The 16,052-nt window shown below is 55.5% G+C and carries 10 protein-coding genes; 1 reads left to right on the top strand and 9 read right to left on the bottom strand.

All coding sequences use genetic code 11. From position 1 onward, the window contains the following. Window positions 1-40: 40 nt before the first annotated feature. From BLR63_RS12410 to ltrA, 6 genes are all read right to left on the bottom strand, one after another. Window positions 41-1,375 carry an MFS transporter gene (locus BLR63_RS12410; protein WP_010565163.1) on the bottom strand — a complete coding sequence of 445 codons (1,335 nt, stop codon included), beginning with the start codon at window positions 1,373-1,375 and terminating at the stop codon, window positions 41-43. A gap of 161 nt (window positions 1,376-1,536) precedes the next feature. Then, window positions 1,537-2,730 carry a beta-ketoacyl synthase N-terminal-like domain-containing protein gene (locus BLR63_RS12415; protein WP_010565162.1) on the bottom strand — a complete coding sequence of 398 codons (1,194 nt, stop codon included), beginning with the start codon at window positions 2,728-2,730 and terminating at the stop codon, window positions 1,537-1,539. 354 nt (window positions 2,731-3,084) lie between these two features. Further along, complete coding sequence (codA, locus tag BLR63_RS12420; RefSeq protein WP_010565161.1) at window positions 3,085-4,329, bottom strand: cytosine deaminase; 1,245 nt, start codon at window positions 4,327-4,329, stop codon at window positions 3,085-3,087. A gap of 2 nt (window positions 4,330-4,331) precedes the next feature. Then, on the bottom strand, window positions 4,332-5,549 hold the full coding sequence (locus BLR63_RS12425) for a PucR family transcriptional regulator (protein ID WP_010565160.1): 1,218 nt from the start codon (window positions 5,547-5,549) through the stop codon (window positions 4,332-4,334). Then, window positions 5,549-6,811, bottom strand: coding sequence for a cytosine permease (codB, locus tag BLR63_RS12430; RefSeq protein WP_010565159.1), 1,263 nt, complete (start codon window positions 6,809-6,811; stop codon window positions 5,549-5,551). The genes BLR63_RS12425 and codB overlap by 1 nt, the downstream gene beginning before the upstream one ends. Before the next feature lie 1,183 nt (window positions 6,812-7,994). Next, a complete protein-coding gene (ltrA, locus tag BLR63_RS12435) occupies window positions 7,995-9,281 on the bottom strand; it encodes a group II intron reverse transcriptase/maturase (protein ID WP_010565158.1) in 1,287 nt (428 codons plus the stop codon). 1,206 nt (window positions 9,282-10,487) lie between these two features. On the opposite strand from ltrA, the gene BLR63_RS12440 reads away from it, so the two are divergent. Next, window positions 10,488-11,507 carry a GlxA family transcriptional regulator gene (locus BLR63_RS12440; protein ID WP_010565157.1) on the top strand — a complete coding sequence of 340 codons (1,020 nt, stop codon included), beginning with the start codon at window positions 10,488-10,490 and terminating at the stop codon, window positions 11,505-11,507. An 86-nt stretch (window positions 11,508-11,593) separates the two neighbouring features. On the opposite strand, the gene BLR63_RS12445 is transcribed toward BLR63_RS12440, so the two are convergent. The 3 genes from BLR63_RS12445 to BLR63_RS12455 form a co-directional block, all read right to left on the bottom strand. After that, a complete protein-coding gene (locus BLR63_RS12445; RefSeq protein WP_233095443.1) occupies window positions 11,594-12,835 on the bottom strand; it encodes an MFS transporter in 1,242 nt (413 codons plus the stop codon). 395 nt (window positions 12,836-13,230) lie between these two features. Next, window positions 13,231-14,442, bottom strand: coding sequence for a M24 family metallopeptidase (locus BLR63_RS12450; protein WP_010565155.1), 1,212 nt, complete (start codon window positions 14,440-14,442; stop codon window positions 13,231-13,233). 890 nt (window positions 14,443-15,332) lie between these two features. Further along, window positions 15,333-15,965, bottom strand: coding sequence for a type 1 glutamine amidotransferase family protein (locus BLR63_RS12455; protein ID WP_010565154.1), 633 nt, complete (start codon window positions 15,963-15,965; stop codon window positions 15,333-15,335). Window positions 15,966-16,052: the final 87 nt, after the last annotated feature.

A 16,052-nucleotide genomic window follows, 5' to 3' on the forward strand; every position in this document is an offset into this window, starting at 1 on the left:
AGTTAGTTTTTATGTTGCAAGCGTTTCAATGATTGTACGGTCAGGCCAAGGGCTTTAAGCGGGGCTGTGATTCGAGCTCGCGCCCATCCAGTGCGCGCCCGCAAGTTTCCGGCAGGGAAAGACCTCCGGCGAGGGCAAAGATCGCAATCGCGGCGAGATAGAAAGCCGGTGCCATGGAGTTACCGGTCTGCTCGATCAACCAGGTGGCCATGAACGGCGCGGTGCCGCCAAACACGGTGTAAGCCATGTTGTAAGTGATGGCAGAGGCCGTGTAGCGGGTGTGGGTCGGAAAGACTTCGGACAACAGCACCGCTGTGACGACACCGCAAAGCACCGCGCCGACCGCGAGTAGACACGCACCCATCAGGCTCGCAACAAACGTCCCTGAACCGGCCAGCAGAAATGCTGGATATATCGTCACCAGTAGCCATAAAGCGGCGGTCAACATGGTGCGACGCCGGCCAACGTAGTCCGAGTAAGCTCCCGCCAGCGGACAGAGCCCTGCGGCGAATACCAGCGTGAGTACCGAGATCAACAAAGCCGTAGGCCGGGGTAAGCCCCCCTGAAGCTGCAGATAAGTTACAAAGTAGGTTGTGCAGATATAGAAGGACAAGGCCGTCAACGAGATGAATGCACCCAGGCAGCACATCGCGCCGGCCTGGTCGCGCAAGGTTTCTCTGAGCGGCGCATGGACACCGCGTTCGGTGGCTGCGATGGCCTTGAATGCCGGGGTTTCATCCAGCTGCCAGCGCAGATACAAACCCACCAGACCAAGGGGGGCGGCAATCAGAAACGGTAGACGCCAACCGTAGCTGGCCATTTCTTCGGCGCTCAGAAAGGTGTTGAGCAGGTAGGTAACGATGGCGGCGGCAGCAAAGGACGCAAACGTTGAAACCAGTGCGGCACTGCCGTATCGGGCACGTTTGTGGGATGGAGCGTGCTCGATCAAGTAGATACACGCGCCGGCGTATTCACCTCCGGCGGAGAACCCCTGTACACAGCGAATCAGCGTTAACAGCACCGGAGCCATCAAGCCAATGCTTGCATAAGTCGGCAAAAGACCGATCAGGGTAGTTGCACCTGCCATAAGCAGGATGGTCATCGATAACACCCGACGGCGCCCCAGCCGATCCCCCAACATGCCAAAGACCAAACCGCCCAGCGGGCGAAAGGCGAACGCCACGGCGAACACCGCAAAAGTGTTGAGCAGCGCCGTCGTCGTGTCGCCGCTGGGGAAGAAAATTTGCGCAATCGTGGTCGCAAGAAAGCCGTAGATCGCGAAATCAAACCATTCGACAAAGTTGCCGATTGAAGCCGCCCAAACTACTTTTTTCAACTCCACTGGTTGCTGGGGCGTGTGCGAATTAGTTGTCATATCCACCTCACTGTCAGTTGTCGGAACAAGCGATGGGCAGAAGCTAACTAAAAAAAAGAACAGCGGGGCTGTTGGTCTCTGGCGGACCTTGGTTGCCGCCCGCAACGACACGACTCTTACCGACCAAGTCGCTGCGATGTCACTCCAATCGCTTCCTCAGATCACGCTTGGAACGCGCGCTTGCTGAAAATAAGGCTGGCGTTTGCGCCACCAAAACCGAAGCTGTTACTCATCACGCAATCCACCGACTGGTTCAGGCGCGTAGTGCGAATGATTGGCAACGGTTCGACTTCAGGATCAAGTTGCTCAATGTTGTGGGACGCGGCGAGAAACCCGTGTTGCATCATCAACAGCGAATAGATCGCTTCATGAACGCCGGCCGCGCCTAGTGCATGACCGGTCAACGATTTGGTAGAACTGAACGCAGGCAAGTTGCCGTCGAACGCCAGCAAGGCAGCGCGCAACTCGACCAAATCGCCCGCCTGGGTGCTGGTGCCATGGGTGTTGAGGTAATCCACAGTTTCATCACAGGAGCTCAATGCCGCCTGCATGGAACGCAGTGCTCCGTCGCCACTGGGTGACACCATGTCCTGGCCGTCGGAGGCGGTGCCATAACCGATTACCTCTGCGTAGATCTTCGCACCACGCTCAAGGGCGTGCCCCAGTTCTTCAAGAACCAGCACGCCACCCCCACCGCTTATCACGAAGCCATCGCGTGCAACATCGTATGGCCGACTCGCCTGGGTGGGCACACGGTTGTAGCTAGTCGAGAAAGCCCCCATGGCATCGAACATACAGCTCTGGCTGACATGCTCGGCTTCGGCGCCGCCAGCGAATACGACATCCTGTTTACCGAACTGGATCTGCTCAAAGGCGTGACCGATGCAGTGAGCACTGGTCGCGCACGCAGAAGCGATGGAATAGTTGAGGCCCTTGATGGCAAAGAAACTGGCGATACAAGCCGAGACAGTGCTTGTCATGGTGCGCGGCACTCGATAGGGACCGACCTTGCGAATGCCCTGTTCCAGCAACTGGTTGGCCTGGACAATATCTTCGCTGGAGCCGCCGCCGGATCCCATCACGCAGCCCGTTCTGGGATTGGACACCTGCTCTGGCTCAAGCCCGGCGTCCGCAATCGCATCGCGCATCGCCAGATAGGCATAGGCAGCGGCATCGCCCATGAAGCGCCGCTGGCGGCGGTCAATCTGCAGCAAATCCACGTTCAGCAGCCCGCTGACATGGCTACGCAGTCCTGCTTCGGCGTAGGTCGGATTGAAGCCGATCCCCGAGCGCCCTTCACGCAATGCCCGCACAACCTCCACCTGGTCATTGCCCAGGCAGGAGACAATGCCCATCCCGGTCACTACAACGCGCCGTAGGCCTATGGTGTCCCTGGATGATTTTTGAGTATGCAACACGTAACTCCTTTCTCTTTTCGCAACGTGAACAATGCGGCGATGTGGTCGAGTCTAATGGTGATTTTTCATTCTGATAATTCGTATATCAACTTGGTTTATTGCCGAAAAACGCATCAATTAAAATGGGGGCACGGACGTTCCCGGCCGTCGAAGAGACCGAGACAACAATGCAGTCTAGGAAGCTGGCGAGAGGTGACCAGCGCACCGAAGCGATGTCGAATGCACCGGCCTTCCCTGAGCAAGTCAAGCGGTTACCAGGGAAGGCCAGCATGATTCGCTGGCGAAAGTGGCTTAACCTGTGAATCGCTCTACGCGCGCAGGGCTTCGCTGCATCAGAACCTTTCCGTTGCGGATCGACATCAGCACTTGCCCCTGGCTGCGGATCATTTCGTAGTCGTCTGGCGCGGACAGGATCAATACATTGGCCGGTCGGCCGATCTCAAGCCCGTAGCGATCACCCAGGTGCAGCGTCTTGGCGCTGTTATCGGTGATCAGATCCAGAGAACGCTTCAGGTCCTCGTAGCCGAGCATATGGCAGATGTGCAGACCCGCTTCCAGAATGCGCAGAATGTTGCCATTCCCCAGCGGATACCATGGATCGACGATTGAGTCCTGACCGAAGCAGATGTTCATGCCAGCCCGGTCGATCTCCGCAACCCGAGTCAGGCCGCGACGCTTGGGATAACCGTCGAAACGACCTTGCAAATGGATGCTCTCGGTCGGGCAGGAAATAAAATTTATGCGCGAACGCTTGAGCAATCGAAACAGCTTGTAGCAGTACGCATTGTCATAGGAGCCCATCGCCACCGTATGGCTGGCGGTTACCCGCTCACCCATGTCGCGCACCCTCGCCTCCTCGGCCAGCACTTCCAGAAAGCGCGACTGTGGATCGTCGGTCTCATCGCAGTGCACATCTACCAGGCACCCCGTCCGCTCCGCCAGGTCCATCAGAAACTTCACCGAGGATTCGCCCTGCTCACGGGTATTTTCAAAATGCGGAATACCGCCCACTACGTCAGCACCCATGGCCACGGCTTCGGTCATCAAAGCACGGCCATTCTTGAACGATTCGATACCCTCTTGAGGGAACGCAACGATTTGCAGGTCGATGAGGTGCCGGGTTTCCTCACGCACCTCCAGCATGGATTTGAGCGCGGCAAGGCTTGGGTCGGTGATATCGACATGGGTACGCACATGCTGGATACCGTTATCGACCAACATGTCGATGGTCTTGCGCGCACGTACTTTAGTGTCCTCATGGGTCACTAGCGCCTTGCGCTCGGCCCAACGTTCAATTCCTTCGAACAGCGTACCGCTCATATTCCATTTCGGCTCGCCGGCGGTGAGCGCGGCGTCCAGGTGGATGTGTGGCTCGACAAACGGTGCGGTAACCAGATTCTGTCCGGCATCCAGGTCGGTTGCGTCAATGGTTTGAAGCACATCAGTCTGAGGGATAATGGCCGCAATATGCGCCTCATCGAGCTCGATTCGAAAAAGGCCGTTTTTACCGCGCAGTCGCGCGTTTATGATATTCATACTTACTCCTTGCTATTGACGTCGGTCATGCGCCATACCAGCAGCGCGACCGAGGCATTCATGCGAAATAGAGGGTCATCCAGCGACAGCCCGCTGTGTTGTTCGATGCGTTGAATACGTTGGGTGATGGTGTTGCGATGGATCGCCAGCCGGGAGGCGGCCTTGAGGGCATTGCCGTTTTCCTGCAGCAACGCATCCAGGGTCTCAATCAGAGTGAACGGGTGCTTGCGGGTAGGCTCGATCAAGGCGCCGAGGGTCTGCTTCACGAAGTGATCAATCACCGTACGGTCGCTTATGCCCTGCAACAGCCGCAGTACTCCCAGCTCGCTGAAGTCGCAGAGGCCGCTGGCCGGTCGCAGGTTTTCCGCAACGTCTAGCGCTTGACGCGCCTCGCTTAAGGCCTGACGGTATTGGCCACAATCCTCGACCCGGTTTGCCAGCCCCATGAAAACCGTCATGGTTCCAATCAAACTGCTGAGTTCGCGGTGCAGATACAAAAGATCGTCACGCAGCTGTGCACGGTTCGCCAGTAGCACGATGAACAAATCACCTTGTAGGATTACCGGCAATGCTTCAGGTAAACGGCGGTTCCAGGCTTCCAGGTAGTCTTGCAGTGCCTGTTGCGTCTGCTGCAACAATTGCTCAGCCTGGGCCGGGGGATGGTTTTCGAACAGACCTCTGACCGACGACAGCCGCAAGGCCACGAGATGACGTGGCCCTTCAAGAGGAAGCTGCACGTGCTCGGCACGCTGGCGCGCGATAGCCAGGCTCGGGTAGTCGCCGGTCAGCAGTTGGCTGAGGATGTCATGACGTGAACGCCGCGCCTGAGCGGTCTGCACCAGCGCCGTGCCGATCGTGTGGCTGACGAAGACCATCTTTAGAAGATAGGGCTGCTCAATCAGAGGCAGGCCAAGTACCTCGGCCCGCTCGATAACCGCTGGGGGGATGCTTTGAATGAACGTTCCCCCGGTGAGAACCACCAGACCAGCAATCCCCATATCCACACCGTCTTCGACTACTCTCAGGAGATTAGCCTCGTTCCTGGTGTGATTGACACCAGTAATAAACACCAGCTCGCCCCCCATCACCCACTCGGCGATCCCTTCGTTCTCAGCCACATAGGGCCAGCGGACACTGCGATGCAGCTGACCCGCACCAGCACGCACGCTCAGCTCCTCGAGGCCGGTCAGTTTGAGGACTTCCTCAACGGTCAAACTCACTACTCCCCCTGTGCGGCGCTCACCGCGACACGACGACCGCTGAACTGCAGCAATCCTATATAACAGACGGCTGATACAGCGATACCCACCAGCGGAGCGACCCAGGGCGAGCAGTATGCGACCAGGGCCCCCACGGCGTAGGCGCCCAGGCCCATGAGGTTGTAGCGAGGCAAGCTGGCATTCGCTAACAGCGGGTATTTACCACGGTGGCGATACCAGAAATCAGCCATGATTACACCGCCCACAGGAGGAATGATCGAGCCCAGCAGCACCAGAAACGGGATCAGCATTTCGTACATACCGCCGATGGCCAACAGCACACCGACACCCGCGGCAGCAACCGTCATGGTGCGTCGTCGCTCGCTGCGCAGCAGATGGCAAGACGCAGCGGCGACGTTGTAGATGGTCGGACCTTGAATGGTCCAGAGGTTGAGGCAGAGCATGATGACTGCTGCGAAGGACAAGCCTTGAAGGATCATTACCTCAACGATATCGGCCTGCTGATAGACGATTGCACACCAAGCTCCGGCGACCACCATCAAGCCGTTACCTATCAGAAAGCTCACGACACTGGCGATGATTGCCACGCGACCGGTACGCGACAACCGGGTCCAGTTGGTCGCCTGAGTAGCACCGCTGGCGAAGGTGCCAAACACCATCGTCACCGCCGCCGAAAAGGTCATGGTCTCATGGGGAATGACAGCCGCCAGCCCCTTAAAGCCTCCAATATCGCGGGTGGCGATGTACATGGAAACGATCAGCAAAATAAACATCAGCGGTACAGAAACACGCGACAGGACATCCAGGCCTTTGTAGCCCACGATAGCCGTGATGCTGAAACCAAAGCCGAACAGGATCATCAACGGAATCGTCAGTCCTTCGGACAAGCCAAGCATTTTTACCAGAACAATAGCCGCCGTCGCGGTGCCCCAGGCGTACCAGCCCAACTCAGCAAAGCCCAGCAGAAAGTCGGACAGCCTGCTACCCGCCTCGCCGAAACAAAACCGTCCCATCAGGACGGTGTTAAGGCCACTACGCGAAGCAATGAAAGCCAGGGCCGCAGCATAGAGTGCCAATAGGCTATTGCCGATGGTTGCAATCCATAACATGTCGGTGAACGAAAATGCCATGCCCAGCTTCCCACCGGCGAACATTGTGCCGGTAAAGAACGTGAAACTGAACAGAACCATGGAAATGGAAAGAAGCCCCTTGCGCGCAGATTGCGGGGCTTCGCTTAACGGAAAATCGCCAGATGCACTCATGTCTTTTTTCTCCAGATCGAAAGCGTTGATGGACAGGCCTGCAAGGGCTGGAGCAAATACTGGGCCTGTTCTCAAACGCTAGAAAATTAAGAATTAAGCGTGCGAAGCGAATACAAGGTAATGTGCATCTATCACATTTTTATAGGCAATTAATTTGGCTGCGTATGCACGACGCCCTTTTATGTAGCGCGAACGCACTGTTTAGGTACGAAGCCCGGCGTAGCAAATACCTTGCTCAGCATATAGCTGAGAATCTTGCAGGGGCCCTCAAGTCCGTCAATATGGCTGTCGACAGTTCACCGACCCAACACTAAGTCTTTTCTCTGACTGAGCTTGTAGCAAGGCAACGATTTAGCTCGTTTGGGCGAACCCGTTTATAGCGATGCATCAAATCGAGATTGATGTCTCTCCGTCTCTTTGGTGATATTGTACCCCCACTACCGATACCCTCAGTTTTCAAACCAGGATCACCCGCTCCATTGAGGCATTGTTCTGACAACCCCTACGACAAGTAACGGCATGGGCATGGGCTAACGCCAGTGACGGAGGTGAGACGGATGTCTGACGTATTGCGAGTCCCTGCACGACCTCAAGGCTTTGTGTGAGGTAGAATTTTAACGGGTTAGGCTAACGGTATGAGCATTGATCAGCCACCCGTGCAGGATGCAAGCAGTACACCCACGCAAACTCATATTTGGGCGAGACCGAAAATCGCTCTTTATATCGTCCGACGCAGGGCCAGGCGAGAATTCCAGCAAAATACCGCCTAAACTGCTTGGTGTTTAAGCACAGCTGGTGGCGTGACCTGGCAGGTTAAAACATACATGCGGTGGACTTTTCCCCTGCATTCACTTGCTCGGATCAGGCTGCTAACCGATCGCCTTCTTTAGCCAGACAGCCCTTGCGTGCAAGCTAGCACTGCACCGTCTTCAGCGGCCGTTGCCGATGCTCCCGGTGCAGGTACCTCGTACTATGGAGTGCTGGTTGTGGCGCCGGCCGCGATTGGTGCGGCCGAGCCAGCGCCGTATGCGCACCACTGGGCCATGGCTGTGGCACCCGGGCGGCTGCGGTGACTCGCCGGACCGTTGCGGTTCACGCCGGGTGTGCCCGAAGGGGCGGAAGAGCGGTCGCGGTAGGAACGGCAGTTACCTGCCGCCCCCCGCACAGATCCGTACGTGCGGAACTACCGCATACGGCTCCTGCCTCGGGTATGTGACGCAAAGCGATCCTCAGGGTAAGGATGTGCATTTCTAGGTCTCGGGATGTAGAGATCGGCAAGGCGTCCGTACCGTGACCATTGAAGCCGATTACGCTGGCTGCGTCGCTTAAGGGCTTGCCGCCAGAGACGGCATACCGCCAAACGAAAACCGCTAAGACGTATCAGGTTCCCCGGTACCGCGTGGTAATTGAAGTAACCGCTCACCACACGTTTGAGCCATTGCCCTTGAACCCGGACAAGGTCATGACGCCGGCGACTCAACTCCTCACGGATAGCAAGAAGCGTCGCACGCATACGCTTTTTGACAGTCAGTCGCAGTACTTGGAAGTCACCGCGTCGGCTGACACTACAACAGTGGGTGAAACCCAGAAAATCAAAAGTCTCCGGTTTTCTCAAACCTCGTTTCCTGCGATTCGTCACAGCAAAACGACCAAACTCGATCAGTCGTGTTTTCAAGGCGTTGAGCGATAGGCCGAACCTGGCCAACCGTTCCTGCAACTGCACCAGAAACTGCTGAGCCTGCACTTTCGTCCTGAACCCCACCACACTGTCATCCGCGTAGCGCACGACAATCACATCGCCACGGGCGTGGCGCTCGCGCCACTGCCTTGCCCATAGATCCAGCACGTAGTGAAGATAGATATTCGCCAGCAGCGGCGATATCACTGCGCCTTGGGGCGTCCCCTTGGTCGCAGCCACCCTACGGCCATCCTCCACAACGCCCGCTTGAAGCCATTTGCAGATAAGCCCGAGCAAGCGCCGGTCTGCAATTCGGTGTCCCAGAAACATCAGCATCCATTCATGGTCGATCTCATCAAAGAACGACGTGATATCCGCATCAAGTATCCAGTTCACCTTTTGGCTTTTCAGCGCGACCGTTAACGCAGCCAGCGCATCGTGCTGACTGCGGCCCGGTCGAAACCCATACGAGAATCCAAGAAAGTCCTCTTCATAGATCGCATTCAGAACGGTAATAACCGCCTGCTGTACAATCTTGTCCTCCAAAGAGTCAATGCCCAACGGGCGCTGCCTGCCATCGGCTTTGGGAATGTACACCCGCCGCGATGGCGTTGCCCGATAGGCTCCACTGTGGAGCCTTGCGTGCAAATCGGTCACCCGCTGGAGAAGACCTTCCTCATATTCTCGCCACGACATGCCGTCCACGCCCACCGCTGCATCGCGGCGCAAGGCATAGAAGCTCTGCGCCAATAACTGCGGTGTGATGTGGTGCAGCAATGCCGTGAACTGCATGCCCTTGTTCCTTCGGGCTGCTTCACGTACACCTTCAAGTCCCATCGACGCGCAACTGATCCGACTCTGTGTCCGGGGCGCGGGGGACGTGTCGGTGTTTCCCTTGGCTACGTCCCTTTCCTCCACTATCTCCGCAGGGCTTGGCCCCTTGTTCGATGGCTTCTCAGGTACTACGGACGTATCCGACTTCTCAGCGACGTAGGCAGCAGGGTTACGGCTTTTGGCCTTTCCTCCTCCGCCCGGTGCTTGCGCACCGGGCACCGCTGAGATCTCCCAGTTTCTGTGCAAAGGACTTCCCGACGTGCACAGGGTCTCCGACCGCGCGGGATCAGAGCATGACTGGCGTATAACGCCATGCTCCGTATTGCCTTCTGCTTCGGTTAACAGCATCGGCATCCCGAATTCCTGATTACGCGGCTCAATGGCTGGCCCATCGGTTTCCCCTGTCAACGCTTCACCCTGCACCTCACGGTGCAACATGCATGACTCGGGGTCTGGTTGATTCGCCATTTCTTACCAGTATCGAACTTTCATCGACTATCCTCTGCCAGCTTTAACTGGCGCTCTAACCGTCCGGCAAAGTCACCTACCCGATCCCAGCAAAGGGCGATGTTCTCCACCTAAAAATACGTGGACACCATCACTCTTATCGTCAGGATTCCCATGCGCCGAAGAACGTCTTAGCCCAAACCCCTTAAAGCCCAGATAGTCCAGGAATGCCTGCAACCCGGCGTGTCGATGGCCAGCGTCGGGGGAAGGTTCCGTGTTTCCAGGTAATGCTAGGGGACGACACCTAGATCAGTGCCCCCCGCAGGAAGCAAGCGACGCATCCAAGCAAGCTCGCCTTTGCACCAAACCACAAATTTTGTCTCGATATAGATTGGCGATGGGCCAGGGTGAGAATGAAGCAGCATTCCGTATACACTGCTCGATATTTGGCCCTACTGGCGGTGGGATTTGCTCGGTAACTGCATACATGCGATGGACATTCCCTTCCGTAGCCATTTGGTCGGATCGACCGGCTTCAAATCGACCCCCAAGGAAAACCTTGAGTGCAAGCAGGTATCGCTTTGTCTATTGATCGGACACTCGGAGTAAGATCCTAAGACTGAAAGCGGGGTTAACCCTCGTAGAAACAAAATGATGTTGCGAACGTCGGCATATTGCCGCAAAGCGCGTCACTTATGCAGTTGAGGAGTGCGAACAATGGCGAAACTCCAGGCGGCGCTCCCCCCCGCGGCGGGACGTTCGGCTAATGAACCACGGCCAGTGAAAACCGTAGGTTTTCTGGTCATACCAAATTTCACCACTATCGGCTTCGCCTCCGCCGTGGAAACATTGCGCATAGCCAATATGGCGGCGCGTCAACCGATGTTCCGCACGGTTATCATCGCAGCGAACATGGACCCGGTCACGGCCAGCAACGGCATGCGCATCCTGCCCGACTACACCATCACCGATGCACCAAAACTAGATATTCTGTTTGTTGTCGGATCAAACCCGATCGTCTCTAATCACAGCAGTCAACCGTTACTCAACTGGCTACGCAAGCTGGCGCATGATCAGGTGCCACTAGGTGGTATTTGCACTGGGAGCCACTTATTGGCGCGCGCTAATTTGCTCAAGGGTTATCGCTGCACGATTCACTGGGAAGATATCGAAGCCCTGAAGGAGCGTTTTCCGGGGATCATTATTTCCAACCAGTTATTCGAGCTCGATCGTGATCGCTACACCTGCTCCGGTGGCGTCGCCTCTATGGACATGACACTACAGTTGATTGCCCGCGAACCCGGTGGTCGGGACATCGCAGCACATGCGGCCGAGTTGCTACTGTGTGATCGGGTACGGGGCGCACAGGAACAGCAACGCGTCCCATTACGACAGAAACTGGGCACGTCCCAACCTAAGCTCAGCCAGATGGTGGCAATCATGGAAGCCAATCTCGATGAGCCATTGAGCCTTGAGGAGCTCGCGCGGTTGAACGAAGTATCGGTGCGGCAATTGGAACGCCTATTTCACAAGCACCTGCAACGCACACCGAGTCAGTATTACCTGGAGCTGCGTCTTTCGCGAGCGCGGCAATTGCTATTGCGCAGCGAGTCGCAAGTGCGCGACATTGCCCTAGCTTGCGGATTTGTCTCCCCAGCGCACTTCTCCAAATGCTACAGCCGTTTCTTCGGCATATCGCCCATAAGTGAACGAAAAAAAGTGGCTGCCGTGCATTGATTGTAGGAGCCGAGCCTGTTCGTCACGGCGACCTCAAGGACGCGATCAGAGCATGCTCGGCCTATACAGGGTAGTGATGGTGCTGGTCAATCCTGCAAGGCTTTATGCGCGGTCTCGCGACTGGCGAGCATGGCAATCAAAGCAACGGCAGCGGCCGCCAGTAGATACCAGGCTGGCGCCATTTTGTTACCGGTCAATTGAATCAGCCAGGTCGCAATAAAGGGCGCAGTGCCGCCGAAAACCGCATTGGCGATATTGAAGCTAAAGGCAAAACCGCTGAAACGCACGCGGGTCGGGAATATCTCGGCGAGGAAGCACGGCAAGGTGCCATCATTCATCGCCAAGATCGCGCCAAAAGCGATCTGGATCATTAGAATGACGACCAGCGGCTGGTTGTTCAGCATGCCAAACAGCGGCCATGTAAGGGCTAGGAACAGCACCGACGCGGTCAGCAACATGGTCTTTCGTCCGAACAGATCAGACAGTTTGCCCATCAGGAAAATCAGCCCGATATAGGTCGCCAACGACACCGTTGACGCCATGAACGAATCACTCTCGCTCATGCCCATCTCGGTGGACAGGTAGGTCGGCATATAACTGAGCAACAGGTAGAACGCCACCGCATTCAGGCATGTCACACCGATCCCGGTAATCACGCTACGCCGGTGCAAGGTCAAAAGTTCGCGAACTGGAGCGTGGGTCGCGCATTCCTTGGCCTCGAGGCGTTTTTCCATCTCCAGAAATTTGGGTGTGTCTTGCAAACTCATGCGAATGTAACGCCCGACTAGACCGAACGGTGCCGCCAACAGAAAGGGCAAACGCCAGCCCCAGCTGTGCAGATCCTCAACGCTCATCCACGAATGCAGACCGGCCACGAACACTGCTCCGAACAACAAGCCGGCAGCAGTGCTCGCAGGCACGATGCTGGTATACAAACCGCGTTTACCCTCGGGGGCATACTCGGCCAGAAAGGCTGATGCACCGGCGTACTCTCCGGAAGCGGAAAAGCCCTGAAACAAGCGGATTAGGAACAACAGAGCCGATGCCCACAGACCAATATGGTTGTAAGTCGGCAGGATACCGATGCAGAAGGTCGAGACTGACATGATCAGAATCGACCATGACAATGCGCTGCGCCGCCCGTATTTGTCTCCGAAGTGCCCCCAGACTAGCCCTCCCAGCGGTCGGACGATAAACGACAGCGCAAACACCGCGAAGGTTGCCAGCAGACCGGTCGCCTTGTCGGTCTGAGGAAAAAACGTCAGTGCAATAACGGTTGCCAGATAGCCGTAGGCTGCGTAGTCGAACCATTCGACGAAGTTGCCCATGAAACTGGCACTGGCCGCGCGCCGCAGTGCCTTGCGCTCGGACACCTGTTCAAGCTGCTGGTCCAGGATCGGCGTCAGACTTGCGCTTCAGGTGCTCATTGCGAACCTCCGGTGGTAGAGGTGCAATTATCGGAATGAAGAGGCAACGCTGTATCGCTACCTGAAGCGGTATGGAAGTTGGTTTGGTTTGAGCCAGTGGCCGGAATCATGACGTAGAACATGACAAATACCCTCTATTGTTTTACTTGGCAGGGTTTAGGGTCAGTAAATGATGCGCGATATTATCGTGCATACGTTGCTTTTTCCGTTTAACTCAGCCGCCGGGACGGTTTTTTCTACACGTTTGCCACTAATAAAAGAGAACGCCGCACAGGTTCACTGTGCGGCGCGTAATCTCACTTCTTGATGATGTTGTGTTCCGGGCCATACGGGAATTTGGTGATGTTCTCCCCACCCTGCTCGTTGACGATCAATATGTCGTGTTCGCGGTAACCGCCCGCACCCGGAAGGCCTTCAGGCAGCATGATCATCGGCTCAATAGAAACCACCATCCCCGGCTCTAATACCGTGTCGATGTCCTCGCGCAGTTCCAGCCCAGCTTCGCGGCCATAGTAATGGCTCAGCGTACCGAAGGAGTGGCCGTAGCCGAAAGTGCGGTATTGCAGAAGATCGTGCTCAAGGAAAATCTCGTTAAGTTGCAGGGCGATATCACAGCAGCGCATGCCCGGCTTGATTAGTTTCAGGCCGGCCTCGTGCACTTTAACGTTCACTTCCCACAAACGCAGATGCTCGTCGGAGCAATGGCCCAGGAACATTGTGCGTTCCAGCGCAGTGTAATAACCAGCGATCATCGGGAAGCAATTGAGGCTCAGGATGTCGCCTTTGTTAACCTTGCGCGAGGTCACCGGGTTATGTGCACCGTCGGTGTTGATGCCAGACTGGAACCAGGTCCAGGTGTCCATCAGTTCCGAGTCCGGGAAGGTGCGGGCAATTTCTCGCACCATTGCCTGGGTAGCATGCAGGGCGACTTCATACTCCGGCACCTGATCACGCAAGGCTTCCACGATTGCTGCGCCACCGATGTCTGCCACGCGGGCACCATGGCGGATGATTGCATGCTCTTCGGCGGATTTGATCATGCGCATACGCATACAAGGTGCGCCGATGTCCACCAATTCGGCCTGCGGGTAACGACTGGCAAGTTTGTCGCGATTGAGCAGGTTCAGATGGTCAAATTCGATGCCAATGCGTCCAGCTTTCGGCAATGCTTGCTGGATCGCGACGAAATAATTGTCGCGCTGCCAGTCGGTGTAAACGATGTTTTCAGTACCCACGGTGCGGCGCCAAGGCTGACCGCCATCGATGTTGGCGCTGATAGTAACGGCACTGTCTTGGGTAACGACCAGCGCGTACGGGCGGCCGAAGGAGCAAAACAGGAAATCGCTGTAGTAGTTTATGTTGTGATAGGACGTGAAAACTGCCGCATCAATATTGTTTTGCGATAGATACGCTCGCAATTTGGCCTGTCGATTGGCGTATTCCTCAACCGAAAACGTCGATTTCACTTTTTCGCCGTTCTTGATCTGGATGGTTTTAGGCATTTGCATGTCATTTATCCTTGTCGTTGATTCAGCGACGTAAGACGCCACTCTGGCTGGCCGCTGAAGATCATTCGAACAGATGCGAAGTAGGATTTTTTGTGCGAATCCGACCTGTAATTGACCAGACCCGCTATTTTCGAAGGGGAACTCAGGGCTAATCAAAAAGCGCTACACACCGCGATGTTTTGGATGACATATGTCCATGGACGATCTCGACCGTCGATATCGAGTCATAAACGCAGCTTAGATGCTGACGATAGGTGACCAGCGCAACGAAGCGAGCGAGTTCGAGTGCATGGGTCTTCTCTGGGTGAGGCGAGCGGTCATAGGGGAAGGAGATGCAACATTTACTGACACAAACGGTTCAACCGGAGAATAACTCCATGCGCGCCGAGCTGCGCTGCATCAGGACTCTGCTTTGTGGAGCGACATCAGACTACAGATTATTACGTAGTCGCCTGGGGCGGACAGGATCAAACATGAGCAGGCCGCCTAACCGCTAGCCTGTAGGGGTCTGCCAAGTGCAGCGTATTTGCGCTGTTATCGGTGATCAGAGCGAAAAAACGCTTGAGTTCCGAGTAGCCCAACACATCTCAGATGTGCAGACCGGCTTCCAGAATGGGCGAGGGATGCAATTCATCAGCGGATATCATGATATAGACGATAACATTCTTGCCGAGGCAGATCTTCATTCTAGCCCGATCAATCTCGGGACAAGGGTGGCCACGATGCTAGAGAGATTACCGAAACAAGCTTGGTGATGGATAATTTCGGTCGAGAAGTAAATAACATTGATATGCGAACGGTTGAGCACTTTCGAATCGGCCACACAAAAAAACCCAGGGTTCTGTCTCTTAATTTACATCGATAAGCCAGCTCACAACGATTATCTGGAATTAAGTTCGGACCTGGGGAATCGTACCACTTGCGCCTGATTTGACTGCCAGATTCTTTTCAACTTCTAACATAATATACCGCCCATACTCTTGTGCTAGAAATTCGCACATGAGCCCTTGAACAGCTTGGCGGCCAATACATGTCAGGCGTCCACGGTCGACACAGAATGGCGCGGTAACAAATTTGATGTCTTTGTAAATACCGAGGTGCTGGGAATACCCTGTTTCAGGTAGGCTGCAACGAAAACCATTTAGCGCGCCACTCATTGCCAACAACCAGCCCGCACCGCCGAAGGCCCCCAGATTAACAGGCTCGGTGATCCAATGGTCCAGCCGCTGCATGACAGCATCGTAATCCGCATCGGAATGTAGATTCTCCGCGGTACACAGGATCAACACATTAAATAACTGCGCATGGTCCAGCCGAGTAGTCTCGGTAGCTATGCCGCTGCTTGCGTTAAGCGTGCCCCCTTCTAAACTGAGAATTTGCCACTCACAAAGCTGAAAGCCTGCTACATGATTAGCGGATCGTAATGGCTGTATAGCATTCGCTAATGAATATAGGTCAAACCCCTCAGAGAGCAAGAATCCAAATTTCACAATATGCAACTCACCGCCAGGGAATTTAGACACTTTTCTGCATCCTCAGTACCATGCTTAAACGCAACACCGCACAAGATAATATTTAGCATCTAATGCTTCTGGAAAGAGATCAAATGA

The sequence above is a fragment of the Pseudomonas extremaustralis genome, from assembly GCF_900102035.1.
GTDB classification, from domain to species: domain Bacteria; phylum Pseudomonadota; class Gammaproteobacteria; order Pseudomonadales; family Pseudomonadaceae; genus Aquipseudomonas; species Aquipseudomonas extremaustralis.